This window comes from Oceanospirillum multiglobuliferum (assembly GCF_900167095.1).
Lineage (GTDB): Bacteria > Pseudomonadota > Gammaproteobacteria > Pseudomonadales > Halomonadaceae > Oceanospirillum > Oceanospirillum multiglobuliferum.
The window spans coordinates 172,899-199,313 of the sequence record NZ_FUXG01000002.1 but is presented as its reverse complement, the minus strand read 5'-3'; the positions used below and the strand labels follow the sequence as shown (position 1 = coordinate 199,313).

Annotated in this window: 24 protein-coding genes and 3 tRNA genes; 5 read left to right on the top strand and 22 right to left on the bottom strand. The window is 44.4% G+C overall.

Features of this window, described 5'->3' with window-relative positions; genetic code table 11:
* Positions 1–404 precede the first annotated feature (404 nt).
* A complete protein-coding gene (locus B5D26_RS02265; RefSeq protein WP_078744065.1) occupies positions 405–896 on the top strand; it encodes a chemotaxis protein CheX in 492 nt (163 codons plus the stop codon).
* A gap of 36 nt (positions 897–932) precedes the next feature.
* On the opposite strand, the gene B5D26_RS02260 is transcribed toward B5D26_RS02265, so the two are convergent.
* Entirely contained in the window at positions 933–1,577 is a 645-nt protein-coding gene (locus B5D26_RS02260) for an MBL fold metallo-hydrolase (protein WP_078744064.1), read from the bottom strand.
* Positions 1,578–1,775: 198 nt separating this feature from the next.
* Here B5D26_RS02260 and B5D26_RS16135 point away from each other — a divergent pair, with 198 nt between their 5' ends.
* On the top strand, positions 1,776–1,931 hold the full coding sequence (locus B5D26_RS16135) for a hypothetical protein (RefSeq protein ID WP_159445564.1): 156 nt from the start codon (positions 1,776–1,778) through the stop codon (positions 1,929–1,931).
* Between the two features lie 148 nt (positions 1,932–2,079).
* On the opposite strand, the gene B5D26_RS02255 is transcribed toward B5D26_RS16135, so the two are convergent.
* Positions 2,080–3,627 (bottom strand): methyl-accepting chemotaxis protein, encoded by a 1,548-nt coding sequence (locus tag B5D26_RS02255; RefSeq protein WP_078744063.1) that lies wholly within the window; start codon positions 3,625–3,627, stop codon positions 2,080–2,082.
* Positions 3,628–3,907: 280 nt separating this feature from the next.
* On the opposite strand from B5D26_RS02255, the gene B5D26_RS02250 reads away from it, so the two are divergent.
* A complete protein-coding gene (locus B5D26_RS02250; RefSeq protein ID WP_078744062.1) occupies positions 3,908–4,393 on the top strand; it encodes an FKBP-type peptidyl-prolyl cis-trans isomerase in 486 nt (161 codons plus the stop codon).
* A 110-nt stretch (positions 4,394–4,503) separates the two neighbouring features.
* Here B5D26_RS02250 and pepN read toward each other — a convergent pair whose 3' ends face one another.
* The gene (gene pepN, locus B5D26_RS02245) at positions 4,504–7,155 is read right to left on the bottom strand and encodes an aminopeptidase N (RefSeq protein ID WP_078744061.1); all 2,652 of its coding nucleotides are present in this window, start codon (positions 7,153–7,155) and stop codon (positions 4,504–4,506) included.
* A 423-nt stretch (positions 7,156–7,578) separates the two neighbouring features.
* On the opposite strand from pepN, the gene B5D26_RS02240 reads away from it, so the two are divergent.
* Positions 7,579–9,882 carry a sensor domain-containing protein gene (locus B5D26_RS02240; protein WP_078744060.1) on the top strand — a complete coding sequence of 768 codons (2,304 nt, stop codon included), beginning with the start codon at positions 7,579–7,581 and terminating at the stop codon, positions 9,880–9,882.
* Positions 9,883–9,935: 53 nt separating this feature from the next.
* Here the strand turns inward: B5D26_RS02240 and B5D26_RS02235 are convergent, their stop codons facing one another.
* From B5D26_RS02235 to rlmKL, 19 genes are all read right to left on the bottom strand, one after another.
* Positions 9,936–10,760, bottom strand: a complete 825-nt coding sequence (locus B5D26_RS02235; protein WP_078744059.1) for a DUF2797 domain-containing protein — start codon at positions 10,758–10,760, stop codon at positions 9,936–9,938.
* 42 nt (positions 10,761–10,802) lie between these two features.
* Complete coding sequence (locus B5D26_RS02230) at positions 10,803–11,048, bottom strand: YeaC family protein (RefSeq protein WP_078744058.1); 246 nt, start codon at positions 11,046–11,048, stop codon at positions 10,803–10,805.
* 110 nt (positions 11,049–11,158) lie between these two features.
* Positions 11,159–12,031: a rhomboid family intramembrane serine protease gene (locus B5D26_RS02225; RefSeq protein ID WP_078744057.1), complete on the bottom strand. Its 873-nt coding sequence runs from the start codon at positions 12,029–12,031 to the stop codon at positions 11,159–11,161.
* A 203-nt stretch (positions 12,032–12,234) separates the two neighbouring features.
* The gene (locus B5D26_RS02220) at positions 12,235–13,233 is read right to left on the bottom strand and encodes a metallophosphoesterase (protein ID WP_234985153.1); all 999 of its coding nucleotides are present in this window, start codon (positions 13,231–13,233) and stop codon (positions 12,235–12,237) included.
* A complete protein-coding gene (locus tag B5D26_RS02215; protein ID WP_078744056.1) occupies positions 13,223–14,104 on the bottom strand; it encodes an NAD(+) kinase in 882 nt (293 codons plus the stop codon). The genes B5D26_RS02220 and B5D26_RS02215 overlap by 11 nt, the downstream gene beginning before the upstream one ends.
* A gap of 132 nt (positions 14,105–14,236) precedes the next feature.
* Complete coding sequence (locus B5D26_RS02210) at positions 14,237–14,878, bottom strand: LysE family translocator (RefSeq protein WP_078744055.1); 642 nt, start codon at positions 14,876–14,878, stop codon at positions 14,237–14,239.
* Between the two features lie 112 nt (positions 14,879–14,990).
* A complete protein-coding gene (locus tag B5D26_RS02205; RefSeq protein ID WP_078744054.1) occupies positions 14,991–15,569 on the bottom strand; it encodes an outer membrane beta-barrel protein in 579 nt (192 codons plus the stop codon).
* A 262-nt stretch (positions 15,570–15,831) separates the two neighbouring features.
* Positions 15,832–15,908: transfer RNA gene (locus B5D26_RS02200), tRNA-Met, on the bottom strand.
* Between the two features lie 146 nt (positions 15,909–16,054).
* Positions 16,055–16,131, bottom strand: a tRNA-Met gene (locus tag B5D26_RS02195).
* Between the two features lie 69 nt (positions 16,132–16,200).
* Positions 16,201–17,292: a redox-regulated ATPase YchF gene (gene ychF, locus B5D26_RS02190; protein ID WP_078744053.1), complete on the bottom strand. Its 1,092-nt coding sequence runs from the start codon at positions 17,290–17,292 to the stop codon at positions 16,201–16,203.
* A gap of 49 nt (positions 17,293–17,341) precedes the next feature.
* A complete protein-coding gene (gene pth, locus B5D26_RS02185) occupies positions 17,342–17,932 on the bottom strand; it encodes an aminoacyl-tRNA hydrolase (protein WP_078744052.1) in 591 nt (196 codons plus the stop codon).
* A gap of 18 nt (positions 17,933–17,950) precedes the next feature.
* Entirely contained in the window at positions 17,951–18,565 is a 615-nt protein-coding gene (locus B5D26_RS02180; RefSeq protein WP_078744051.1) for a 50S ribosomal protein L25/general stress protein Ctc, read from the bottom strand.
* Positions 18,566–18,644: 79 nt separating this feature from the next.
* Entirely contained in the window at positions 18,645–19,589 is a 945-nt protein-coding gene (locus B5D26_RS02175; RefSeq protein WP_200810606.1) for a ribose-phosphate pyrophosphokinase, read from the bottom strand.
* A gap of 56 nt (positions 19,590–19,645) precedes the next feature.
* Positions 19,646–19,720 (bottom strand) — tRNA-Gln (locus tag B5D26_RS02170).
* A 22-nt stretch (positions 19,721–19,742) separates the two neighbouring features.
* Positions 19,743–20,648, bottom strand: coding sequence for a 4-(cytidine 5'-diphospho)-2-C-methyl-D-erythritol kinase (gene ispE / locus B5D26_RS02165; RefSeq protein WP_078744050.1), 906 nt, complete (start codon positions 20,646–20,648; stop codon positions 19,743–19,745).
* 27 nt (positions 20,649–20,675) lie between these two features.
* Positions 20,676–21,326 (bottom strand): lipoprotein insertase outer membrane protein LolB, encoded by a 651-nt coding sequence (gene lolB, locus B5D26_RS02160; protein WP_078744049.1) that lies wholly within the window; start codon positions 21,324–21,326, stop codon positions 20,676–20,678.
* Positions 21,326–23,131, bottom strand: coding sequence for a tetratricopeptide repeat protein (locus B5D26_RS02155; RefSeq protein ID WP_159445563.1), 1,806 nt, complete (start codon positions 23,129–23,131; stop codon positions 21,326–21,328). Before B5D26_RS02155 ends, lolB begins: the two co-directional genes overlap by 1 nt.
* 138 nt (positions 23,132–23,269) lie before the next feature.
* Positions 23,270–23,509 (bottom strand): glutaredoxin family protein, encoded by a 240-nt coding sequence (locus B5D26_RS02150; RefSeq protein ID WP_078744047.1) that lies wholly within the window; start codon positions 23,507–23,509, stop codon positions 23,270–23,272.
* 92 nt (positions 23,510–23,601) lie between these two features.
* Positions 23,602–25,803 carry a bifunctional 23S rRNA (guanine(2069)-N(7))-methyltransferase RlmK/23S rRNA (guanine(2445)-N(2))-methyltransferase RlmL gene (rlmKL, locus tag B5D26_RS02145; protein WP_078744046.1) on the bottom strand — a complete coding sequence of 734 codons (2,202 nt, stop codon included), beginning with the start codon at positions 25,801–25,803 and terminating at the stop codon, positions 23,602–23,604.
* 402 nt (positions 25,804–26,205) lie between these two features.
* Here rlmKL and rmf point away from each other — a divergent pair, with 402 nt between their 5' ends.
* Positions 26,206–26,415, top strand: coding sequence for a ribosome modulation factor (gene rmf / locus B5D26_RS02140; protein WP_078744045.1), 210 nt, complete (start codon positions 26,206–26,208; stop codon positions 26,413–26,415).

The following is a 26,415-nucleotide window of genomic DNA, read 5'->3' as shown; positions in this document are numbered from 1 at the left end:
GCGACTTTCTGCCTCATGCGTCAACAGGCCACATTTTCAGAAAAATTATGGTGACATATAATTTAGCCTGAATTAACAGCGAGATCAGCGTGTGTCCTCTCCACTCTATTGATATAAAAAATAGAGTGGGCACGCTGATTTTTTTTACTTACGAATTGGTCGATACAAAATAAATAGTACCCAAGCATTATCCGTAACACTTTGTTATCGAAAAACAGTCCAACCTCTTCATTTGTAAACAAAAATAGAGTTCATTTTGTTTTTGTAATATCCCATATACAGCTTAGAGCATTAAGCCTAATATCAACATCAGGCCACAAGCCTACCGATGTCCTAAAGACATCCCCCCCTTTGTTCAGCCAAGGCTAAGCCACCCATATCAGGGATGGATAGTAGGTGAGATTATGAGAGCGGACTATATCAATCCAATTCTGCACTCCATTATGGATACGCTAACTAGAATTACTCATTGCGTACCCTGCCCAGGAAAAATCAAGGTCAAAAAGCATGAGCTTTCCCAAGGTATTGTTACTGGGTTGGTTAATTTGCAAATTAATGAGGAGTTTGGCTCTATCGCGCTAAGCTTCAGCCAAGATCTGATTCTAAATATTGCCTCTGAACAGCAACATCAAGTGCAGCATAAAATCGATCACAGTATGTTGAATATGGCGGGTCGTATTACTCATATGGCATGCCAAGGTGCTAGAGAGTACTTAAGTCAACATAGCGATATTTTTATGTTGTCAAATCCTAAGGTGTTTCTAGGTTTCAGACAAAAAATTCACCATTGCTGCCATCAACCTAAATTGATGGTGCAGTTTGAAACTCCGGCGGGTATTTGTTTTTCTGAGTTTAGTTTTGCACAGATGGGAGAGGTCATATTAAGCCGCCACTGAACAGCAATATTCAAGAAGCGACTTAACAAATATCAGTTAGCGATTAGTATTATCGCCACAGAAAGGGTTGCTGTTACGCTCGCGTCCAAAACTGGACTTTGGTCCATGGCCGGGAATGAAAACTACATCATCGCCTAACGGAAACAGTTTCTCTCGAATAGAGCGAATCAGCGTTGCGTGGTCACCTTTAGGAAAGTCTGTTCGGCCTATCGAACCTTGAAACAGCACATCACCCACCAACGCTAGCGCACTGTCCTTATGGTAAAAAACCACATGACCCGGTGTATGACCAGGACAATGTAAAACCTCTAGCTGATGTTCACCCACTTGAACTGTATCACCATCTTGTAACCAACGGTTTGGTGTAAATACTTCACAAGGAGGAAACCCAAACATTTGGCTTTGCTGGGCTAACCCTTCCAACCAAAAACCATCCTCTTGATGCGGCCCTTCAATCTCAACACCAGCACGCTTAGCCAGTTCTGAAGTTGCACCAGCGTGATCAATGTGCCCATGAGTCAATAAAATCTTCGTAAGTGTTAGTGCATGCTCTTCTATTTTTGCCAAGATACGATCGATATCTCCACCGGGATCAACCACCGCAGCTTGTTTGGTTTTGTCGCACCACAGCAAAGTGCAATTTTGTTGGAAGGCAGTGACTGGAATGATTTCATAACGCATTTGATTTGGCTCCCTATCAAGAGCGCAAAAGCCTAATAGCTCTAGCTTTAGCTTGCAAGCCAAGATAAAAATAATGTTTTATGTTTAATTCATCACAATAAATACATTTTTAACTGACATTTTGTTGGCAACTTTTCCAACATAGAGTAGTCTGAAAGTGAGAGAAGAATTTGATGAATAGGTTTTAAGGGGAATCCCATGGCAGTAGAACTCATGATTTCTGTATTATTGACTACAGTGGTAGCTGCCGCGATGTGGGTGGGTTTTCAGCAAATGAAGCCACAACAGCAAGCCATTCGCATTAAGGCACAATATCGTAAAAAGGATCGCTGGGACAACCCTGATCCACGTTAAGTTTCAGCTACACTCTGTTATTTTATGCTTGTTCTACCCTTAGTTTAAGCCAGACGGTTGTCTGGCTTTTTTTGTTATCGCTTAAAACAAAAAATCCCTGCCTAAATTAAGGCAGGGATCTCTCTAGCTAGCGCACTGAAAAAATATCTTAACGTGCAATACTCTGCATGATCTGCTTCACGTTATTAATCAGGTTGTCAGAGGCTTCTTTCGTTCTTATAGAAGCTTCAGAAGCCGCAGCATTCACAGAGTCCAAATTGTTACGAATCTCTTCAGATGCTGCACTCTGCTCTGTTGCAGCCGCCGCAATCATCTGACTCATATCAGTAATAGACTGCATAGTGCTACTGATCGCATCTAGTGTTTCACCCGCAACTTGTGCTTGCTCAACGCAGTCATTAGCACTGTCTTGGCTAGACTTCATGACACGAACCACTTCTTTGGTTTCTTTCTTCAAGCGCTCAAGCGTGCCATAGATCTCGCTAGTAGAGTCCTGTGTACGCTGAGCCAGTGCGCGCACTTCATCAGCAACTACTGCGAAACCTCGGCCTTGCTCACCTGCACGCGCTGCCTCAATAGCTGCATTCAGTGCAAGTAAGTTTGTTTGATCTGCGATCTCTGTAATCACACTGATAGCAGATGAAATATCGTCAGTAGCTTGGTGCAAGCTTTCAACCTGAATAGCCGCATTTTCAATAGCGGAAGCCAAAATATTAATAGCTGTTGCCGTATCACTTACTACCGTCTTGCCTTGCTGAGCTAGCTCGTTAGCTTGATGCGTAGCATCAGATGCGTTATTGGCATTATTGGCGACATCTTCAATCGCACCTGACAATTGCCCAATCACTGTACCAATTTGCTCAACCTCAGCGGCTTGACGATTAATCGCTTCAGAAGCATGGTTTGCAATCCGAGTGGTCTCATCGCCTAATGCATACAGTTCTTTAGCAGAGTGAGAGATGCGCGTGGTCATCGCATTCACATTAGCTTCACGCATGATTGCCGCTAAATAAAGCTGGCCAGCCTCAGCGGTACAGTTACCATACATCTCCATTAAAACTGGACTGTCGATATAGTTTTTCGCACGCCCTGCCGCTAGTTTTAATGGTTTTAAGAAAAAGCTTACCATCATAATGGCCAATACAGCGGTCGCAGCCGATATACCAAGGCTCACCATTGGAGATAGGCCAAGAACCCATGCGCCTAATGTCGGAGTAAATGCAGAAAGTAGTACCAGCAATGGCATACTGGTGCTCAGATTCACATCGTAAAGACTGAAGCGCTTTCCGCCTTTATTAACCCGAGCATAAATCTCTTCAGCTCGACGCACTTGATTCTTTTTAGGTGTAGACCGTACTGATTGGTAACCAATGACATGACCATTTTCAATAATTGGGGTTACAAAAGCATTTACCCAATAGTAATCGCCATTTTTACAACGGTTTTTAACAATGCCCATCCAAGGCTTACCCTGCTTTAGGGTTTTCCACATATCTTCAAAAACGGGAGGTGGTACATCAGGGTGACGTACCATATTATGTGCTTTGCCCATCAAGTCTTCACGGGTAAAACCAGATATCTCAACAAAAGCATCATTAACATAAGTGATCTGCCCTTTTAGATCGGTTGTTGAAACCAAAGGCACATCTTTAGGAAAAGTACGCTCTACCTGTGTAATGGGCAGGTTTTTTCTCATAGTCAAAACATCCTGTTGCGTATCAAAAGAGGGGTAGACTCTGTATTTGGCAATCTAAAAAGATCGTGCAGCCACAAATGGCAATCAGCGTCTTACAAGTTAAATTCTATTATTTTTTGTAATGTTTTATATGGTGTACTAGTTTATTGTCTCTGTTAACAAAAGCAATTTTTTTCCACGCAAGCCATAAAATAGTCCTTTTTGGCTAAAAAATACCGTTTGCTGTGTTATGCTGACGACCTTATTTAGCTCAAAATAGTTTATTTATACGAGGCGAGCCATGCAAATTCAAGACAATGCTGTTGTATCTATTCATTACACACTGACTAACGATGCTGGCGAAACCATCGACAGTTCATCAGGTGCAGAACCATTAGTTTACCTGCACGGTGCGGCTAACATCATACCTGGCTTAGAAGACGCTTTAGTAAGTAAGGCTGCTGGCGATAAACTAACTGTACGTATCGCCCCAGAAGATGGCTATGGCGAGCATGTACCTGATTTAGTACAAGAAGTACCAAGCGAAATGTTCCAAGGCGTTGAAGAGGTTCAAGTTGGCATGGAGTTTCATGCTGAATCTAACACTGGCCAGCCAATCGCAGTAACTGTAACTAAAGTTGAAAATGGCATGGTAACTATTGATGCAAACCACCCGTTAGCGGGTGTAACACTTAACTTTGATGTTGAAGTAGTTGATGTGCGCGAAGCAAGCGCTGAAGAGCTAGATCATGGCCATGTTCATGGTGCAGGTGGTCATCACCACTAAGCTTTGGCCTTAGCTTTAGCTACAGATTGGCGAGGCATGACTGTAGCAATAAGTGGTCAATAAGCGGATAAAAATAGCCCGGACATCTTAGATGCTCGGGCTATTTGATTTTATGCTAATGCTTTATTCACAACCTCAAATAAGTCTTTAGAAAGTTTAGCTTGTGCAATACGTTGAAGTTCAGCCTGCATCAAACCCTGACGCTTCAGATCTAACTTCTGCCAACGCGCCAATGGCGTAATCAAACGTGACGCGATTTGTGGATTCATTTTATCCAGCGCCAACACTACATCTGCTAGAAAGCGATAACTATGGCCGTCAATACTGTGGAAATTAACCCGGTTTTGGTTGCAGTATGTGCCGACTAAAGCACGTACCTTATTAGGGTTTTTTAGGCTAAAAGCGGAGTGTTCCATTAGGGCTTTTACACGCGCTAATGCATCAGGTTGTGGGCGAGAGGCTTGTACAGCAAACCACTGATCCATCACTAACGCATCTTGCTGCCAATCTGACTCAAACTTTTTCAGTGCTGCATCTGCTTTATCATCCTGCTTCGAGTGAACCAATTGTACCAGTGCAGCTTGCACATCGGTCATATTGTCAGCTTGGTTGAACTGTTGCCATGCTTGGTCAACCACTTCTGGCGCTTCTAAACTCATCAAGTAAGCTAGGCAAGTATTCTTCAAACGACGCTTACCAATATCTTCGGCTACAGGACGATAGTTGCCTTCAAGTAGATTGGCCTGTAGGCATTGCTTTAACTCGACTTGTAAGCCTTGGGCAAGAGTTTTGCGTGCGATATTACGACAAGCGTGAATGGCTTCAATAGGCACCACTTCATATTGTTCTGCCAGATAAGCTTCACTTGGCAACACAAGCATCTCGGCCAAAATTGCAGGTGATAAGGAGCTATTTAACAAACTACGGAAAGCTTCAACTAGCGCCGTATCTAGTATGGGCATCAACCCTGAATTAAACGCTGTAATCATTGACTTCAAAGCATCAATAGCCAAACGCTGACCCGCATCCCAACGATTAAAGCCATCACTGTCGTGCTGCATTAAATGTAACAGCTGCGCTTGGTTATAAGAGAAGTTCACTTTAACTGGCGCAGAGAAACCTCGCAGTAGAGAGGGCGTTGGCTGCTCAATGACATTTTCAAAGACAAAAGTTTGCGTAGCTTCCCGCAGGTGAAGCACTCGGCACTGATCACCTTGAGCACCTGACGCTTCACCCTCAGATAAGTGCAAAGCCATATCCTGCCCAGCTTGATTCAACAATCCTAACTTGACTGGAATATGTAGCGGCTGCTTATCTTTTTGCCCCTGAGTCGCTGGTGTATGTTGTTTGAACGTTAACAGATACTGCTGCTTTTCTGCGTTATATTGATCCGTAATTTGCAGCTCTGGAGTACCTGCTTGACTATACCAACGCATAAACTGAGTGAAGTCGATATCTGAAACTTCTGCCATTGCGGCCACAAAATCATCTACTGTGACAGCCTGACCGTCGTGGCGTGCAAAATAAAGGTCACAGCCTTTACGAAACAGCGCTTCACCCAGTAAGTTAGCAATCATACGCACTACTTCTGAGCCTTTCTCATAAATGGTTAAGGTGTAGAAGTTAGAAATCTCAATAAATTGCTCTGGGCGTACAGGGTGAGCAGTGGGGCCCGCATCTTCTGCAAACTGTGCTGTGCGCAGCATGGCCACATCTTCAATCCTTTTAACGGCTGCATCATTCATGTCCGCTGAGAAGCATTGATCACGATAAACCGTGAAACCCTCTTTCAGTGATAACTGAAACCAATCTCGACAGGTCACACGATTCCCTGACCAGTTGTGAAAATACTCATGAGCCACCACCCCTTCAATACGCTGAAAAGCGGCATCTGTGGCCGTATCAGAGCGGGCTAAAACACAGGATGAGTTGAAAATATTCAGCCCTTTGTTCTCCATTGCTCCCATGTTGAAATCATTCACGGCGACAATCATATAGATATCGAGATCATATTCACGGCCATAAACTTCTTCGTCCCACTTCATCGCTGCTTTTAGCGAAGCCATTGCGTGATCACACTTGGTTAAATTTTCTGGCTCGACCCAAATCTCTAAAACGACCTCTCGACCCGATGAAGTCACAAACCGATCTTCTACTACTTGTAAATCACCTGCCACCAACGCAAACAGATAGGCGGGCTTACGGAAAGGATCTTGCCAAGTCACAAAGTGGCGGTTGTTATCTAAATCACCGCGCTTTACAGAGTTACCATTAGAGAGCAGCACAGGATATTCAGATTTATCTGCAATCACCGTTGTGGTGAAAGCTGCCATTACATCTGGCCGGTCGGGGTAATAAGTGATTTTACGAAAGCCTTCAGCCTCACATTGTGTACAAAACATAGTGTTAGAACGGTACAGACCTTCTAACGAGGTGTTGTTAGCCGGATCAATTTCAACCTCAGAAGTTAATACAAACTGATCAGGCACAGTGTTTATCGTCAATAGCTCGTCGCTGACTTGATATTGAGCTGTGGTCAAAACAACGCCATCAATAGCAAGGCTGATCAGTTTTAAGTCTGAACCATGCAACTGCAAAGGTAGAGAGGCCTCACGTTCGGCATTACGCTGAAACTGAATATTGGCGAATACACGCGTTTGATTTGGGTAAAGATCAAAAGTCAGCTCCACCCCCTGAACCAAAAATGCAGGCGCAAGATAATCTTTAAGATAGATAACCGAGTTTGAAGTAGATTGAGTCATAATTCACTCTTAGTGTCTGGACGCTGGTGAAGGTAGATCTTGTTATCCGTTGCAGTAACATCTTATCGTTCAAATAGTTTCTAATCAGCCAGCTACAAATCAAAACTGCCGAGTAGGAGGCGGTTACAGGCTAACCGGATCAATAGGCTATGCATTAGACTACAAGTTACAAAAATACATCATAAAAATGTGTTCTGTAGCAAAATAAACAAATACTCTCGAATAAATGCTGGAAACAAGCTGCACTGAGCAGATTTTTTATTCTACTATGTGATTAATGTGCCAGCAGTAAGCTGAACCTAAAAAAGCTTAGCTTTTAGCCAGTTGGCGAAGGTACAGTTTAATTGGAATCTATAATTATAATCAGACGATGGTAATGGATTAGCGTCACTGAATTGCCGATAAAAAAGGCCGCCAATCGCTATGCCAAAACAAGATCAGAGCAAGCCTCATTACTCCAGCCAAAAGCTAGCGCTTAAAGTTGCGTTGACCTATACCTTGTTTTCACTGTTGTGGATCTACTTCTCTGATCGTGCTTTAGAACATCTTGTCAGCAATACCGAAACACTCTCATTACTGCAAACCTATAAGGGCTGGTTGTTCGTTTCAATTACTGGTTTGATGATATTCGTTCTGATACAGCAGGGCTTGAAAAAACAGCATCGCATTCAAGATAATCTTGACCGCCACGCTGACCACCTTCAACAAATATTACACTCCGTTAGTCACCAAATTATTCAGTATGATCCCAATGGACAGATCTTATTTGCGAACCAAGCCGCACATGAAGGTTATCATTATTTAAATAAACCATTCCCAACACAGCTATCTGAGCTATGCCCTACACCTCAAGGCTTGGAGCTGCTTCTATTAGAACCTTTCCAGTCAGTCCAACAGCAGCAACTTAATGGCTCACTGCAGCTGCAACAGTTGAATGCCCATGGAGAAATTTTTATTGCTCAAATTGACTGGACTGCCATCGTCAATGAGCATGGTTTTTTGGAAAGCGTGATTACTGCAATTGAAGATGTCAGTGAACAACAAAAACATCAAGAGCAACTAGATCAAGCCGCACTGGTATTTAATGTCGCCACTGAAGGTTACATGATTACCGATGCACAGGGGAAAATTCTCAGTGTAAATCCAGCTTTTACACAGCTCACGGGCTATAGCAGTGAGCAAGCCGTTGGACAAACGCCTAAACTGCTAAACTCAGGTTTACACGAGCCAGAGTTTTATACCGCTCTTTGGGAACAAATCAGTCGCATAGGACAGTGGCAAGGCGAGATTATTAATCGAAAACAAAATGGTGAGATTCAGCATGTTTGGCAAAAAATCTATGCCTTGCAAGATCCTAATAATAATACCAAACGCTATATTGCGACGATGTATGAAATTAATGAGCTAAAACATCAATCTTCTGCGGGGCAAGATAGCTTAACTCAACTTCCCAACTTGCCGCAGTTTAGAGATCGTTTGAACAGCCTAATTCCAGATTCAACGAAACAACATGAAAAATTCTGTCTCGCATATATCGACATTGATAACTTCCAAAATATCAACGACAGTCTTGGTCACGAAAGCGGTGATATTTTGGTGCAGCAAGTGGCGCAACGTTTAGCTACATTGATAGCACCAGACGACTTACTGGCTCGACAAGGAGGTGACGAGTTTATTTTATTAGGCCGCAAACTAGATCATCGCCGAACCAATCTAGTTTTTGCAGATAGCTTGTTAGAAATGTTCAAAGAACCTTTCGTGATTGATGGGCAGCGATTATTTATTACTGCAAGTATAGGGTTATGTTGCTTCCCTGAGGATGGTGCATGTGCCAACACTCTACTTCGCAATGCTGACACTGCACTTTATCGAGCGAAGGATACGGGTAAAAATAACTATCAATTCTATACTGCTCAGCTCACCAGCAATGCCATTCAAAAAATGGAAATTGAAACAGACCTACGCCGTGCTGTCAGCGAGTCGCTAGAAGAGTTTATAGTGTTCTACCAACCCCAAATTGAACTTGATAGCGGCAAAATTGCAGGTGCAGAAGCATTGGTACGCTGGCAGATAAGCCCAGAGCGTAGAATTCCCCCTGATCATTTTATCCCCGCAGCAGAAAACACTGGACTGATTATCCCCCTTGGAAAACAGATCCTAAGGCAGTCCTGCCTCGACTTCCTTTGTTGGCACCAAAAAGGGTTAGGTTTGTCACGTATCAGCGTGAATGTGTCCATGATACAGCTGCTACGCAGCCCATTCTTAGAGGATGTATTGCAAGTATTGGCTGAGACAAAAATGCCTGCACATTGCTTGGAGCTAGAAGTAACAGAAAGCGCACTAATGAAAGAAAATGAGCAAGTCGCTAGCGTACTAAAACAGCTTCAAGACTTAGGTATACAGATTGCCATTGATGATTTTGGAACAGGTTACTCATCCCTAGGTCGATTACAAAACCTACCTATTGATCGTCTAAAAATTGACCGCAGTTTTATGCCCAAAAATGCACAATCAATCAGTGATCAAGCACTGATTACCTCTGTAATTTCTTTAGCTAACAACCTTAACTTAGAAGTCATTGCCGAAGGCGTTGAAACAGAATATCAAGCAGAGCTGCTAACCAAAAATCATTGCCAATTAGCGCAAGGTTATCTCTACAGTCCGCCTATCCCCAGTCATGAATTTGTCAAATGGGTCGAACAGTATAACCAGGCCGTTATGCTATAAAGCTGCTACTTGCCGCCGTTACTTTCGGCGGCAGTGCAAATTAAAGCTTCTATTCAATACGCTAACTCAACTTCGTAGGCATTAAATTTACGAATGTTAAGTACACCCGTATCCAAAATTAAATACTGCCCCTTAATACCTTGCAATACCCCTGTAATTTCAGGTGTTTTGTCTAAGCTAAGCGCGCTGACTTTTGTAGGGTAATGCTCAATAGGATATTGAAATACGAAAGGTTGTGCGTCAGGCAATGGATGAATTGCATCAATGCCAAAGCGCTGTTGCAGTGCCAACAAAGGCTCAGCACAGGCTGTTAGTAAGCGGTCTCGCTCACTTAACAGATCAATTGGCTCTGCCTCTTTTCTTAACATTGTCCGCCAATCAGTACGATCCGAGACATGATTGCGCAACAGATCCTCTACCAAGCCAGATTGTAAGCGTGAACTTACTCTTAAGATTGGTAGCGCGCTACTTGCACCTTGGTCAATCCAACGCGTAGGCACTTGAGTTTCACGAGTGATTCCTACTTTCAAGCCTGAGGAGTTTGCTAGATAAACAATATGATCCTGAAAGCAAAACTGCTCGCCCCACTCAGGCTCACGACAAGTACCAGCACTATAATGGCATTTCTCAGGACTCATGATGCAGAGATCACAACAAGCTAGCTTTTTAAAACAAGGGTAACAAAAACCTTGTGAATAGCTTTTTTTAGTCTTTTTGCCACAATGTGTACAAAAAATTTTGCCATGAAAGCGTAAAGTAACTTGCTGGCCAACAAGATCGTTCAGCAATACAGTCTCATCACTCAGGCTCAAGCGATACTCGACAGGCACAGCATCTTGTACCGACATTTTATGAAGTAAACCTGTCAGCACAGTCATGCTGTCTTCTCCTAGAAATACTGTTAAGAAACGCTTTATTGATCAGTGCATGATTTTAATAATATCGGTGTGTTCTTTATCACTTTCACACTGATCTTCCATAAAGCCTACCCTGTCAGCAGCTGGTAGATTGTGTTGAATCTCAAAACGAATGACAGCTTCCATACATAATTCAACCTGCTCTTCCGTCAAACGTACACCATTTGGCCACTTTCTAAGTTCAACCGCTTGGCGCAGATTGCTATAGATATCAGGTGTCATATTTTGAATCAGATCTTGTAGTGTCATAACCACTCCGAGGACAATACTTGAGTATTAAAGTAGGTATCGCAGAAAGCTGAATTATAAAGCCTGATCAGCTTTTGCCCAGCATTAACCGATTATTTCAGAGCGATAGCCTATATTCGACGAGAGTTAGGCCGCCCTTCACCAAATATTTTCAATGCTATCCATGCCCATAAACTACCTGCTATCAACCCGCCAATATGTGCAGCATTGGCAACGTTACCTAATCCGAGTACTGCGCTACCACCTAGCCAACAAAAAACTAACCAAATCATCAACGCAATAAATACGCCTTTACGTACGAAAAACAGAGGGGTACGTGCAAACTTATCCCAAAACCAGCAATAGCCCAGCAAGCCATATACCACACCTGACAAGCCGCCAAACAGGACATCTCCCATCATATATTGAGAGAGATTAGCAACAAGCCCCGACACTAAAACGACCACCAACAGTTTTTTACTACATTGTTCTGTTTCAATTAAGCGGCCAAGCTCCCAGATCCATAAACAGTTAAAGGCAAGGTGTAGCCAACCAAAATGTAAAAACATGGGGCTGAGTAAACGCCATAGCTCACCTTGTTGTAAGACCGTGCTCAGATCACCATGAATAAGCTGAGAGCCTTGTAACACAACAGGCACAATGGTAAGCATAGAAAGCAGCTGATCGCTAGACAGCAAAAATATTGCAGCCGTGATTAACGTGCTGACCATGATCAACAGCAAGCTGAAAGGCCATTGCCTAAACCCCATCTCAATCTGCTTACCAATACTGGCTCTTGGCTTAATGTTTATCGTATGGGTAAGTTGCCCTTGCTGCCAATCACGCAGTAGTTGCAGTAGTTCAGGAAAATAAGCGGGATCAGCCAGCCAAATCTCTTGGTGGCCATTATGTTCATTAATGCGGTGACCAATACGCCTAGCCCAAAGCTCTTGGCTCAACTCAGAAAGGTCTTGCTCAAGAGGCACCTCTAGTACTTTTATCATCTACTCTATTCTCACAATAACAAGTGACTAGAAAATAAAAATCCGGCAGCACTGGGATATGCTGCCGGATCAACTCGCTGGAGTAACCATCCTGTCACTCACCTTATTTTTAGCACAGGCTTTGAGGATAACCATAGTCTTTAGTGTGCGGCCATTTATCAAAGTTCCAAGGGGCAGCGACAAAACTTTACAAAATGTAAGGCTTAGTACTCATCTCGCTCCACTGACACCCAGATAAAATTGCCCGCATCTAACTGCGTTTCACCACTGTAGCGATAACAGACTAACTTGCCGTACTTCACTGCGCTGTAATCGAGGCATGCAATATTAGGCGTCACTAACGCAGGGACACCTTCACACCAATAATGACCGATAAAGATAGGGCGTTCCTGCTTACCATAATAGTGCAGATTGGCCTTCTCTTCTGAGCTTAAAAGACGATCCTCAAGATCACCGGGTAAATTATCTGGCTGAAAAACTACATCACCATAAGTCTGTGGATTTTCTGCCCAAAAGTGTGTTCTAAAAGTGCGACGAGTGAAGCCATCACCGCTGTGAATTTCAACGCCCTCTGGCAGCCTCATATGAGAGCCACGGGTTAGTTGCTCCATCAAAGTAAAGCCAAAACTACCCTGCTGCACAGACTCAAGCAACAGCTCATCGGTTAAGCTATTTTGCCCGTACTGCTGTTGTAGCTGTCGGATAAGACCAAGATTCCAAGTAGCGTGAACAACTCGAAACTGCTCATGCTCCAAAAAGAGAGGTAAAGTTTTAAACCAATCTAAGTATTTCGCCCACTCATCTGGATAATACTCAAACTGCTCCAAAGTTTCTTTAATCAAGCGGTTATGCCGTGGTGTATGGGCACGTAAAAACTCACTTCCAAATCCCTCTGGGGCACGGGTACAGTAGGTTAATGCATTATGTTCATGATTACCCATAATCATAACTGCGTGACCAGCTTCGACCATACGATATACCAAGCGCAAAGACTCACGAATGCGCGGGCCTCGATCGACAATATCGCCTAAAAAAATCACCTTGCGTTCAGGATGCTGCCAAATACCATCAATCTCACGATAGTCTAGCAAAACCAATAAACGTTCTAATGTGTGGGCGCAGCCATGAACATCACCTATAAGATCATAACCCGCAGCAGGCGGGATATTATGAGCTAAGGCCGAATCTGGATCAGTCTCCAAAACTACTACTCCAGCCCAGTTTAGTTCGACAAATTTCGTAGAAGTTATGATCTACAGGATGGATCAAGCGTAGCTTATAAGGACGCTTTTTCACATATAACACATCACCAGGCTTGGTCACCAAATGTGTCTGCCCATCACAGCTGACATGAGGATAAGCGTCATTGTCTTCAGCGATGATAATTTTCACCTCACTGTTGCCATCTACCACAATGGGACGACTACTTAAGGTATGAGGGAACATTGGTACTAAAACAATAGCATCAAGCTTAGGATGCATAATAGGGCCACCACCAGACAAAGCATAAGCGGTGGAACCCGTAGGTGTAGACACAATCAAACCATCAGAGCGTTGATTGTAGACATACTGTCCTTCAATATAGAGATCAAACTCAATCATACGTGCAGATTTACCAGGGTGCAGCACCACATCATTCAAGCCCACCGCATTGCCTACGGGCTCTCCATTTCGATAAACCTCTGCATCTAGCATAAAGCGAGTTTCGCTGATGAACTGGCCATCCAAAACTTCACCTACACGCTTTTCAATCTCATCAGGTGATATATCGGTTAAAAAACCCAAGCGCCCACGGTTTACACCCAATACAGGCGTGTTGTACTTGGCGATCGCACGGGCAGCTCCCAATAAACTCCCATCACCACCAACCACAATCACTAAATCACTGATCTCACCTATTAACTTACTACTGGCCTCTTGCAAGCCATGACCAGGTAACACCTCCCCTATCTGCTCTTCGATGATGATATGTAGGTTGCGCTCTTGCAGGAAACGGATTAAACGCTTCATGGTATCAACCACTTTCACGCTACCCATGCGGCCAATCAGGCCAATATTTTTAAATTGTTCCATCGATTGTCTTATCATCTTTGCGAAAGTAGGGAGTAACTAAACGTCACATTTGTAACATGACGTTAGCTGATTATATTCAGAGGTTCAATACGACTATTAGGGCTGTTTTAAACACTATAGTTATAGCTAAATTTAGTTCTGTGTCATTGCTAATTTACCCGCCAGAGCAATCAGCGCCACCCCTGTTACTCGTTCTATCCAGTGGCTGATACGGCGAAAAAAACTACGCACTTGTTGGCGAGATAAAAATAACGCAAGACCTACAAACCAAAAGCCAGTCGCTAAAGTCATCCATAAACCGTAAATACCCTGCATCCATATAGGGGTTGTAGGACTGATTACAACAGAAAATAGCGAAACAAAAAACAGCGTTGCCTTAGCATTTAGGACATTGGTTAGAAAGCCTAAGCGCCATGCCTGCCAAATAGACTGCTCGTACTCTACATCTGATAGGTTTTGCTCTTCTGTGCTTGCGGGCTTTGCTTTCAAGCATTGCCAGCCCACCCATAATAGATAAACAGCACCTAATACCTTTAATACCGTAAATGCCGTGGTTGATTGTGCGATTAACAAGCCTAACCCAAGTAAAGAGTAGGTCACATGTACCAAAATACCGCTACCTATACCTATGCCTGTCCAAACACCAATACGAGGTCCTGCACAGAGACTTTGACGTAGAATGACAGCAAAATCAGGCCCAGGGCTAGCTACCGCGAGAAAATGTATAATGACAACTGTTAAAAACTCTGGCCAATATTGTAATAGCGTAGTCATAGCAAACTCCTTTATCTGCTAGCTTAATGCCCTGTATAAATATTTTGGATTTATAACGTAATCAGCCAGCATAATGCTGGCTGAAACTGGCAATCCATTAAGGAAATATATATTACCAACGAGTGCCGACACCAATGCTAATAGCATTCATATCATTACTGGCCGTTGCAATATATTTAATAAAATCAGCATTCAAATAAACATCACGCCAAACAGTAAGCTCAGCACCAACACCGTAAGAGATGCTGGATAAGCTAGAGCGTGCTTTTGTTGTTATCGTTGCACCAGTAGCATCTATCGTTGAGCTTGTTACATCAAATTGTGCAGCGGAATAACCCAAAAGACCTTTAATCTGCAAATTTCCCATCGGCATTACTGCTTTGGCAAACAAGCCTAAGTTGTACTTCATTGACGCATTGCCATCACTACCACCAAAAGCAAATTGGGCTTCTGCAGATAAGAACTCATCAAAACGTTGCCCAAAATTGAATCTTGTCGCAGTGCCTGAAGATGAGGTGCTGGAGTAATTCCAGTTCATCATATCAATACCCGCATAAGCATAAGAGTCTTGGTAGATATTCACACGGGGCATGTTATCGCGCATTTGGCGATAAGCGGGTGCGGCTTCGGATGGCATAGATGCCAATACAGTTACTGCGGCTAGAGCGCTTACAATTAGACGCTGCTTCATCAGTCAGTCAACCTCTGTTTTATTTAATACGTCCCTGACAGGCACAACCTGCCCTAAATTTTTGCTAGATTAACATATTTATCGAGCAGGTAACCCTCTGCTTAAGCGTTAAGCGTGTTTTTTATTAAGCAATAGCTGCTCATAAATACACTATTTAGAAAGAATGGTTAGACAAGAAATATTGTGAGCGGGAGATTAAGCGTTACTAGAGAAACTATTTTAGACATAAAAAAAGCCGCTTAAGTAAGCGGCTTTTTAAATATGGTGGCTACGGCGGGACTTGAACCTGCGACCCCAGCATTATGAGTGCTGTGCTCTAACCAACTGAGCTACGTAGCCTTAAACTGGCGCGTATTATGTCGATTGATACGCTAAGTGTCAAGAAAATATCTTTAAAATTAACAAGATAACTTCTGACGCATCTGTCCACCAAAGTAAGTGGCTTGAGATGAAAAAAGCAGTCATGACGACTGCTTTTTTGAATATGGTGGCTACGGCGGGACTTGAACCTGCGACCCCAGCATTATGAGTGCTGTGCTCTAACCAACTGAGCTACGTAGCCAATTTCGGATGCAAATTATACTGAAACCCACATCCGATGCAACTCTTATTTTAATGTAAACGTTGAGAGTTACACATTAAAGCGGAAGTGAACCACGTCGCCATCTTGAACAATGTAGTCTTTACCTTCTAATCGCCACTTACCAGCCTCTTTTGCACCAGCTTCGCCTTTATATTCGATAAAGTTATCATAGCTGACCACTTCTGCACGAATAAAACCACGCTGGAAGTCTGTGTGGATCACACCTGCCGCTTCTGGTGCAGTTGCACCCACTTTAACCGTCCAGGCACGTACTTCTTTCACGCCTGCGGTAAAGTAAGTCTGTAAACCCAACAAACCGTAACCTGCACGAATCACTCGATCTAGACCCGGCTCTTCCATACCCAAATCAGCGAGGAACATCTCACGCTCTTCATCATCAAGCTCAGAGATCTCAGATTCCAGTTTGTTGCACACCGGAACAACAATTGCGCCTTCTGCTGCGGCAATCGCACGCACGACATCAAGGTGTGGATTATTCTCAAAGCCATCTTCATCGACGTTGGCAATATACATGGTAGGCTTCAACGTCAGGAAGTTAAATGAACGCATCTGCTTACGATCATCGTCACTCAAACCGAAACTACGCAAAGGTTGACCCTCTGCAAGATGAGGCTGAATCTTTTCTAAGATCGCCTTTTGAGCCGCAGCTTCTTTGTCACCACCTTTGGCAATTTTGGTTAAGCGATGGATCGCTTTTTCCACAGAGTCCAAATCGGCTAACGCCAGCTCCATATTGATGATTTCGATATCGGCAGCTGGATCAACTTGGTTAGCCACGTGAATGATGTTCTCATTTTCAAAACAACGTACCACATGCGCAATCGCATCAGTTTCACGGATGTTGGCCAGAAACTTATTGCCTAAGCCCTCACCTTTTGATGCACCTGCAACCAAGCCCGCGATATCCACAAACTCCATTGTCGTCGGCAAGATACGCTCTGGATTAACAATCGCAGCCAGTTTATCCAAACGCGGGTCAGGCATTGGCACAACACCAGTGTTTGGCTCAATGGTACAGAAAGGGAAGTTCTCGGCATCGATACCGGATTTAGTTAAAGCATTGAACAGGGTCGATTTACCTACGTTAGGTAGGCCGACAATACCGCAGTTGAAACCCATGAGAGATGATCCTGATTGCGTGAGTGAACCGGCAACAGGTCAGTTATGATCAGGCCGGTTTGAAGCTGTGTAATCGATTCATAGCTGGAGCCCATTGGCCTTTAACTGCATCAGGTAAGGCTCTAATCGCCTCATCGATACAATCATTCAGCGCCTGCTGCTCAGCTTTAGGTGCACGACCTAACACATATCCGGTAACTTTATCACTACTGCCCGGATGGCCGATTCCAAGCCGTAAACGGTTGAAACCTTTTTCATTGCCAAGTTTGCTGATGATATCCCTTAGCCCGTTATGGCCGCCATGACCACCGCCATGCTTGAAACGTGCGGTTCCCGTAGGAATGTCCATCTCATCGTGAGCCACTAGAATGGCAGAGGCAGGAATCTTAAAGAAATTGCTGACAGCAACTGTTGCTTGTCCGCTCAGATTCATAAAAGTGGTGGGAATCAACAAATGAAGGTCATGACCTTCAAAGCGGGCTTTGGCATATAGCCCATGATATTTGTTATCGGGGCGCAGGGAGACACCGCAGTGCCTCGCCAACGCCTCGACAAACCAAGCACCAGCATTGTGTCGGGTCTGTTCATATTCAGCACCAGGATTACCTAGGCCAACAATGAGCTGTATACCTTCCGTCATGCCAGAACCTGAGCGGGATTACTCCGCGCTAGCCTCTTCAGCTGCAGCACCTTTTGGCGCAACAACAGAAACAACGCCAGTATCGTGATCTGCGCCTTTAGTAAGAGCAACGATCTCTGCGCCTGCTGGTAGTTTCAGATCAGACAGGTGAACTGTTTGACCTTTAGTCATCGCTGTCATATCAACAGTGATAAACGCTGGCAACTGGCTTGGCAGTGCACGTACTTCAACTTCTGACAGGTGGTGCTGGATCACGCCGCCGCCAGTTTTAACGCCTTTGCAGTTCGCTTCATTAGTGAAGTGAATTGGTACATGAACAACCACTTTGCAGCTTTCGTCAACGCGCTGGAAATCAGCGTGCATTACGATAGGCTTGTACGGGTGGCGTTGCAGAGCTTTCAGGATCACCTGCTCTTTCTCACCGCCTTCCACATTCAGCTCAAGAATATGAGTGTAGAATGCTTCATTTTCCAGTTTCACCAGTAGCTCACGCTGTTCTAGCGTGATAGAAACTGGAGCTTTGCCCAAGCCGTAAACGATAGCTGGAGTTGTACCTTCCAGACGACGTAGGCGGCGGCTCGCACCTTTCCCCAAGTCGCTGCGAACTACAGCGTTTAAAGTGAAATCTGTCATAGGACTTTCCTCGGTTTTACTATAAGAAAACGCTAACCCCCGCGACCAGAGGTTAGCGCTCGGTTTAAAACAGTTAATTTCAGCGGAACATCGCGCTGATAGATTCTTCGTTGCTGACGCGACGTACCGCTTCAGCCAACAAACCAGACAAAGTCAACTGACGGATCTTGCCACACTTCAGTGCAGCATCACTCAGTGGAACTGTATCGGTAATAATTAATTCATCAAGAACAGAATTGCGCAAGTTATCAATAGCGGCACCCGACAAAACAGGGTGTGTTGCATAGGCCACAACTCGCTTAGCGCCATGTTCTTTCAATGCGGCAGCAGCTTTACATAAAGTGCCCGCTGTATCGACCATGTCATCAACCAGCACACAGGTACGATCCTGAACATCACCAATGATATGCATTACTTGTGCTTCATTAGCCTGCGGACGACGCTTGTCAATAATAGCCAGATCAGCATCGTTAAGCTGTTTAGCGATAGCTCGCGCACGCACTACACCACCCACGTCTGGAGAGACTACGATCAAGTTTTCGTAGCACTGACGTTCGATATCATCTAGCAGAATTGGCGAGCCGTAAACGTTATCTACCGGCACATCAAAGAAGCCTTGAATCTGATCAGCATGCAAGTCAACAGTCAACACACGGTCAACGCCTACAGCAACGATCATGTCAGCGATCACTTTTGCACTGATAGGAACACGGGCAGAACGTACGCGACGATCTTGACGGGCATAACCAAAGTAAGGAATTACTGCGGTAATACGCTGTGCAGAAGCACGACGCAACGCATCCACCATCAGGATCAGTTCCATCAAGTTGTCATTGGTTGGCACACAAGTCGACTGAATCACGAAAACGTCTTTACCGCGCACGTTTTCATTGATTTCTACGGCAATCTCGCCGTCGCTGAATTGTCCAACAGTGGCATCACCCAGACGAATGTCCAGACAATCAACAACTTTTCGGGCTAACTGGGGGTTTGCATTCCCCGTAAACACCATTAACTTTGACACGAGCAACTACCTTTGGATTCAGTCTGACGGGAGTAAGCGGACGTTCTGTAGAAATATGGCTGGGGTACTAGGATTCGAACCTAGGAATGCCGATACCAAAAACCGGTGCCTTACCACTTGGCGATACCCCAACAGTCAAAAGATCAGTTTTAATTACGGCGCGCTGAAAAGCGTGATTTCAGCAAGCGTCTTATGTAATGGGGAGGTATTTTTCCCTTGAGCCACAAAGCCGTGCCAGTGATTCGGCAACTGATGATAGACGGCGTTAGCCTGATCAACATCATCAAATCCTGCGAATACGCAAGCGCCTGTTCCTGTCATCTGTGCCGGTGCAAACCGACTCAGCCAGATAATTGCCTCATCAACCTCTTTATAGAGACTTCGAGCAATTGCCTCGCAATCGTTGTGGCCACCCTGATCAAGTGCGCGCGTAATTGTCATGATTTCGGTATCTCTTGTCAATTCTGGGTGACAAAAAATTTCCTGTGTTGAGATATGGCACGTAGGAGTGATGACCAAAAACCAACGTTCTTTTAGCTCAATTGGTGTTAACCGCTCGCCCACACCTTCAGCCCAAGCTGCAAAACCATGTACAAAAACAGGTACATCCGCGCCAAGACTCAAGCCAATATCAGCCAGTTGATCGATAGATAAACCAAGAGACCACAAATGATTTAGTGCCAATAAAGTGGTTGCAGCATTAGAGCTACCACCACCTAAACCGCCACCCATTGGGATTTTCTTATCTAAGCGGATATCTACACCTGAAGGTAACTCAATGTTTTTAAAGGCTAAAAGTTTACGTATAGCTTTAACAACGAGATTGTCTTCAGTCGGCAAATCAGCAATTGAGCTAACCAGCTTAATCTGCTGACTGTCATTGAGCTGAAAATGTAGGCTGTCGCAGTAATCTAAAAACTGAAACTGAGATTGCAGCAAGTGATAACCATCTGTACGGCGACCTACGATATGAAGCATCAAATTTAATTTAGCTGGCGCAGGCAGCATGAGCGATATTTGGCCGTCAGAAAACTGTCGATTGAAAGAAGCGGTTGTCATGTTAAAGAAAAATCTTAATTGAAAGGTTTATCTGAATGAACTGAGCTGTGCAAAATCAGGCTCTAGCTGCCACTGGTTGATTACTAATGTAAGCTGTAAATCACCTTTGCTAATTTTCATCCGGCCGGGCAACATTGGCTTAAGCGCCTCATGGTAACGGTCATAGCGAATCTCCCAGCCATCTTGTATCAATTGTGCCAGTTGCTGCTGCTCATTTAGGTTCGATTGATAAGGCAACAACGGTGCAGGCAAAGTACGTACCCAATAAAAAAGATGGCTCAGCGGTAGATTCCAACCAAAATAATCATGCAACAGCTGCTCTGGTGTACTAGCTTGATAGGCTCCCTTTTCTGGCAGCAGTAATTGAACTTGATAAGGATCGCCTTGAATTGTAGCCCCAGATTGACCAAAAGGGCCGCTTAGAATGATACGATACTGTTGTCCATTTTGCTGCCATAGTAGATTGGCACTATCGGAGCTATCTGCTGTTTTAACACGAATTTTACCATTCATTTGCCAATGGGTTAATTTGGTACGCTCGTCATTATGGCGCTGCATATAGCTCTCACCTGTTGGCTTTAGCACCTCTGTTGATGCACAGCCCCCCAGTAATAACAGCATCAATATCAGCAAAAAAACCAAGGATCTGAGTAAAAATACACTAGAGATCATGCTCATTAGGGGATTACCTTTAGTACTTTATCTTGAGGGATAGAGTTCTCTGGTACAGCACTTTTATTGGTATTATTTAACGCTGGAAAGCGGTTCAGTAAGTCAATCACCAAGTCATGATCAGGAAATAGCTGTAAAGCTTCCTGCAACAAAAGTTGCGCTTTCTCCTTTTGCTCCATCACCCAATACACTTCAATTAGATGGGTCGCAATCTCTGCATCTTGCATCTGCCCATAAGCTTGGCTTAAATAATCAACAGCCAGCTCATACTCTTTTAAACGATAGTGCGCCCAACCCAGACTATCCATAATTGCAGGGTCCCCTGGCTTTAAAGCAAAAGCCTTTTTAATTAACTCTAAGGCTTCAGAATAGCGTTCACTGTAGTCAGTTAAGGTATAACCTAGGGTGTTCAATACGGTTGCGTTGTTTGGGTCTTGCTCCAGAACTTTACGCAGGTCTTGTTCCATTAAAGCAATCCGCCCTTGTCGAAACGCAATCATAGCGCGCTGATAAAGCAGTTCATCGCTCTGCGTACTCATTTCAAGCGCCTCTGACAACAATTCATAAGCCTCTTGGTTTCGATCAAGACTCTGCAAAACTTCGCTTTCTAACAGGTAGAGTTGATCTGCCAGCTCAGGTTGTGCAAGACGGATCTGCGCCAAATGCACCCGTGCATCTTCAATCCTACCTGCTTCAATTTGCAAACGAGTCGCGCGAGCATGTGCTTGTAAAAACTCTTCGCCACCTTTCACCTCTTGATAATGAAATATAGCGCCATCAACATCATTATCTTGTTCGTGAATTCGCCCTAAATAGAAATGAGCCTGATCTACTTGCTGTTGATTGGCAATGAGCTTTTCGAACTCTTTTTCTGCTTGAGCATTTAGGCCGTTTTCCATCATCACCAAGGCTAGTGAAAGCATCATTTGCCCATCTTGCGGGTGTTTTTCTGATAGATTGGCAAAAATATTTTGCGCTTCATCTAAGCGCTCTACCTTCACATAACTACGTGCTAGTGCCAGCTGGATACGCAAACTATTTGGCAGCGCTTTATCTGCAGCCTGCAAAACCAATATGCCTGCATCAATACCTTTTGTTTGAGTTTGCAGGCCTGCTTTTAAGATTAGAGTTTGTTCTTGCTTCGGGTTTATCTTTAAAGCCGCATCAATTTCTACCTCAGCTTCAACAAGACGTTTTGCAAAAATATGTAGCTGAGCAATGGCCGTTAAAATATCAACATTTTCTTTTGCTTGTGTTTTTAACTCATTAAGATTTAGCAACAGCTCCTCATGCACAGCACTATCACTGTGTTGGCTCTGTGCAACCAAATAAGCAAAGTGCGTTTGCTCATTCAGGGCAAATAGTGCCGACTGATGCTCAAAAGCTTCTAGTGACTCACCCTGTTGAATCAATAGTGTTGAACTAAGCCGATGCGCTTCAACGCTGCTAGGGTCCATATCGCTCCAAAGCTCTGCCGCATCTAGCGCGGCTTGAGTGTCTCGCAGATATTGAGCAATATAAGTGGCACGCTGTGCCAACGCTGGATGTTCTAAACGACTGGCCTGTTCTAGGTATAACTGAAGAGCAAGGTCAACTCGATTGCGCTGCCCCGCTATCTCTGCCGCGATTAACTCGCTGACCCCTTCAGCATCAAGACCTGATAATGGCTGCGCATTTTCATGTTCATCCGATTGCTGATGTACAACCTGCGTGCTCAAGACAGAGGGTGAAGAGGCTTTCTGCTGAGTCAAAGTCTGACATCCCGTCAGAAGTAACAAACAACCCGCGAGAGGGTATAAAAAAACACGCATGAATATTTCCTGAAAACAAACCATCGATTGTAAGATCGACTTTATCACGACCATTAAGTTTCAATATACACTACTGGTTACTAGGTTTGTTAACACATGCCTGTGTATTATTTATATCTTTCAAGTAAAAGGCCGAAGTTAGTTTAGATAGCTTACAACCTGCTCTTGGTCAAATGGCCAGCCTAAGTCTTCAATAGCCCCTTCTTTTAACAGTACAGGGATACGGATGCCGTATTGCTCCACCAGCGAGGCTTCCTCACTAATTTCAACTAAGGTTAATTGCCACTTAGTATCTGACAATAACGGCTGCACAATTGCCAACGCCATTTCGCATAAATGGCAACCATCTGTGGTGAATAGATAAAGTTTCTTTGTCATTTTGAGGTCTTAAACTTTAGAAGTTAATGAGACATTCCATTTTATAGGTAGATTGGATGCCACCGTCCTTGGCGGCACATCTCAGTCAATTTTTAGTCAAAATAACGAATTTCAAAGCAGTGATGGATGCGCTGATTACGCGCAAAATCCGTTGGAATGGACTCTTTCGAAATATCATCCACGTCATACTGCTCTAAAATGCCTTCGTCCATTTTGAAGCTGCGCAAATTGTTCGAGAAAATCAGTACTCCGCCCGGACTCAACACCCGCATGGCATGACGAATCATCCGCGCATGGTCTCGCTGCACATCAAAAACACCTTCCATGCGTTTTGAGTTTGAGAAGGTCGGCGGGTCCATAAAGATCAGGTCAAACAGGCGATCATTGTCTGCCAACCACTGCGTACAATCGGCCTGAATAAACTCATGCTGTGGCCCGGCACAACCGTTCAGCTTCATATTTTGCTGTGCCCAGTTCAGATAGGTCTTCGACATATCCACACTGACTGTACTGCGCGCGCCGCCAACTGCGGCATGAACCGAGGCTGTTCCGGTATAGCAGAACAAATTCAGCACCCGTTTGTCTTTAGACTGCTCGCCGATATAACTGCGAATCGGGCGGTGATCTAAGAACAGGCCTGTGTCTAAATAATCATCAAGATTGACCAAAATCTTACAAGGCCCCTCTTGTACCGTTAGCATCTGCTCTTTACGGTTCAGCTTTTCATATTGCGATGTACCCGCCTGACGCTTACGCTGCTTCAAGTGAATATTGCTGGGCTTCATGTCAAAAACCGCAGGCAGTACTTGAATCACGTCCATTAGACGACGCTCTGCCTTGCTGCTGTCAATGGTTTTAGGCGGCGCATATTCTTGTACATGCAAATGATCACCGTAGACATCAACAGCAACAGAGTATTCAGGAATATCTGCATCATATGCACGGTAGCACTGCACGCCACTTTTCTTCAGCCACTTTTTCAGCTGTTTCAAATTCTTGCGCAAGCGATTGGCGAACATCACCGCACCTTCGCTCCAGTCAGACTCATCGTAAATTAAGTCTTCTGTGCTTTGCAGCGGCTTAGCCACTTTTTCGGGGCTATCATCACCCGTCTCACGCACCACCTGAGGCAGTACTTTGAAGAGTAATAGCTTACAAGGTAACGCACCGTTGAACATGGCGTATTGCTTATGGCTACGCATCCCCATTTTGTGGCACAGGTCTGGGTTGCCTGTGAACACTGAAACTTGCCAATCAGGAAATGCTTCTTTCAAACGTTCACCCAAATGACGATACAGGTGAATTAACGAAGGCATATCACTGATACGCTCACCATAGGGAGGGTTAGTAGCCACCAATCCTGCCTCTAAGACACCGGCATGGGTAGGCTGAGCAAAATAAGCCAACTCTTTCTTGGTCACGTGAATCGTTTTATCCAGACCTGCTCGGCGGATATTTTTGCGAGCAGCATCTAGTGCTTTATTGCTGACATCATAGCCATAGATCAGGCCCTGCCAACGTTTTCGGCCTAAGCCTGCTCGAATATCCGCTTCTTTTTCCACCTCTTGCCAGAGGTCGAAATCATGTTGTTTCCATGTAAAAAAGCCAAAGTGACTACGGTTGAGCCCCGGAGCTTGGTCCATAGCAATCAGCGCGGCTTCAATCAATAAGGTGCCAGAACCACACATTGGGTCCAATAAAGGCGCACCTTTTTTAGCCAACTCAGGCCAACCACTGCGAATCAAAATAGCGGCGGCCAAGTTCTCTTTCAGTGGCGCTAAACCGCCATCTAAACGATATCCCCGCTGATGTAAGCTGTTACCAGAAAGATCCAGACAGATGACCACCTCGCCATGGTGTAAGCGCACATTCACCCGCATGGATGGACGCTCTTTATCCACAGAATGACGGAACCCAGTACGATCCTTCAGTTGATCCACAATCGCATCTTTTACGCGTTGGGCCGCAAAGTGCGTGTTACGGATTTCGCGATTCGTACCAGAGAAATCAACCGTCAGGGTTCCACCGGATTGCATATGCTCATCCCAGTTCACCTGTTGAATGGTGTCATATAATTCATCAGCGGTTTCTGCAGCACCTTGATGCAGACGTAACAGCACACGGTTTGCCAAACGTGACCACAAACAAAGTTTGTAAGCGGTCTCTAAAGTGGCATGACAAGAAACGCCTGCCACACTTTCTTTTACCGATTCTGCACCTAATTGTTCACATTCTTGTGCTAGCAGCCCTTCCAAACTCTTTGGACAGGTTAAAAACAATTCTAGTAATGCCATGATTTCTCAACCAAAATAATCAAAATGCTGCTCATGAGCACTTTGTTTTATTCCTTAACCATCTAACAGGCTGCGGAATTATGAAAAAAAGGTTATCGACAAAGTGTAACAATTCATCTACAACTTAACTGTTGCCTTTTGATTCTGCAAATGGCTAACTCAAACAATGATGAATTCATCCAGATTAAACCGAACCATTTCTTAAACCTTAACCGACTAAGCAAAAATTGACGCAATTTAATCCGTTTTAGTGAAAGCCACACATCAGACCGGAGATAAAATAAACCTGATGTCTAGGTTTTCTGCCATAGGAAATAACTCAACTAAAGGATGGTTGAACTGATCAAGCCATGTTAACAGGCACCCAGTTTGGCCCCAGAAATAGCTACGAGGCGTTACTCTATGAGAAAACAAAAACGTGACCCAGCCCAAAAAGCTTTCGTACGTGGTTATCAAGCAGGCGTGAGTGGTAAGTCCCGCGACCTGTGCCCCAATCAAGATGTCGACACCCGTCAGTACTGGATGAGCGGGTGGCGAGAAGGTCGGTCTGATTCATGGTCAGGCATGACGGGTGTGGCCGGCATTCACAAGAATCCTACTGTGATGACGTAG

Coding starts and splice junctions, on each gene's coding strand:
- B5D26_RS02265 (WP_078744065.1), top strand. CDS start 405: ATGAGAGCGGACTATATCAATCCAATTCTGCACTCCATTATGGATACG.
- B5D26_RS02260 (WP_078744064.1), bottom strand. CDS start 1,577: ATGCGTTATGAAATCATTCCAGTCACTGCCTTCCAACAAAATTGCACT.
- B5D26_RS16135 (WP_159445564.1), top strand. CDS start 1,776: ATGGCAGTAGAACTCATGATTTCTGTATTATTGACTACAGTGGTAGCT.
- B5D26_RS02255 (WP_078744063.1), bottom strand. CDS start 3,627: ATGAGAAAAAACCTGCCCATTACACAGGTAGAGCGTACTTTTCCTAAA.
- B5D26_RS02250 (WP_078744062.1), top strand. CDS start 3,908: ATGCAAATTCAAGACAATGCTGTTGTATCTATTCATTACACACTGACT.
- pepN (WP_078744061.1), bottom strand. CDS start 7,155: ATGACTCAATCTACTTCAAACTCGGTTATCTATCTTAAAGATTATCTT.
- B5D26_RS02240 (WP_078744060.1), top strand. CDS start 7,579: ATGCCAAAACAAGATCAGAGCAAGCCTCATTACTCCAGCCAAAAGCTA.
- B5D26_RS02235 (WP_078744059.1), bottom strand. CDS start 10,760: ATGACTGTGCTGACAGGTTTACTTCATAAAATGTCGGTACAAGATGCT.
- B5D26_RS02230 (WP_078744058.1), bottom strand. CDS start 11,048: ATGACACTACAAGATCTGATTCAAAATATGACACCTGATATCTATAGC.
- B5D26_RS02225 (WP_078744057.1), bottom strand. CDS start 12,031: ATGATAAAAGTACTAGAGGTGCCTCTTGAGCAAGACCTTTCTGAGTTG.
- B5D26_RS02215 (WP_078744056.1), bottom strand. CDS start 14,104: ATGGAACAATTTAAAAATATTGGCCTGATTGGCCGCATGGGTAGCGTG.
- B5D26_RS02210 (WP_078744055.1), bottom strand. CDS start 14,878: ATGACTACGCTATTACAATATTGGCCAGAGTTTTTAACAGTTGTCATT.
- B5D26_RS02205 (WP_078744054.1), bottom strand. CDS start 15,569: ATGAAGCAGCGTCTAATTGTAAGCGCTCTAGCCGCAGTAACTGTATTG.
- ychF (WP_078744053.1), bottom strand. CDS start 17,292: ATGGGTTTCAACTGCGGTATTGTCGGCCTACCTAACGTAGGTAAATCG.
- pth (WP_078744052.1), bottom strand. CDS start 17,932: ATGACGGAAGGTATACAGCTCATTGTTGGCCTAGGTAATCCTGGTGCT.
- B5D26_RS02180 (WP_078744051.1), bottom strand. CDS start 18,565: ATGACAGATTTCACTTTAAACGCTGTAGTTCGCAGCGACTTGGGGAAA.
- ispE (WP_078744050.1), bottom strand. CDS start 20,648: ATGACAACCGCTTCTTTCAATCGACAGTTTTCTGACGGCCAAATATCG.
- lolB (WP_078744049.1), bottom strand. CDS start 21,326: ATGAGCATGATCTCTAGTGTATTTTTACTCAGATCCTTGGTTTTTTTG.
- B5D26_RS02155 (WP_159445563.1), bottom strand. CDS start 23,131: ATGCGTGTTTTTTTATACCCTCTCGCGGGTTGTTTGTTACTTCTGACG.
- B5D26_RS02150 (WP_078744047.1), bottom strand. CDS start 23,509: ATGACAAAGAAACTTTATCTATTCACCACAGATGGTTGCCATTTATGC.
- rlmKL (WP_078744046.1), bottom strand. CDS start 25,803: ATGGCATTACTAGAATTGTTTTTAACCTGTCCAAAGAGTTTGGAAGGG.
- rmf (WP_078744045.1), top strand. CDS start 26,206: ATGAGAAAACAAAAACGTGACCCAGCCCAAAAAGCTTTCGTACGTGGT.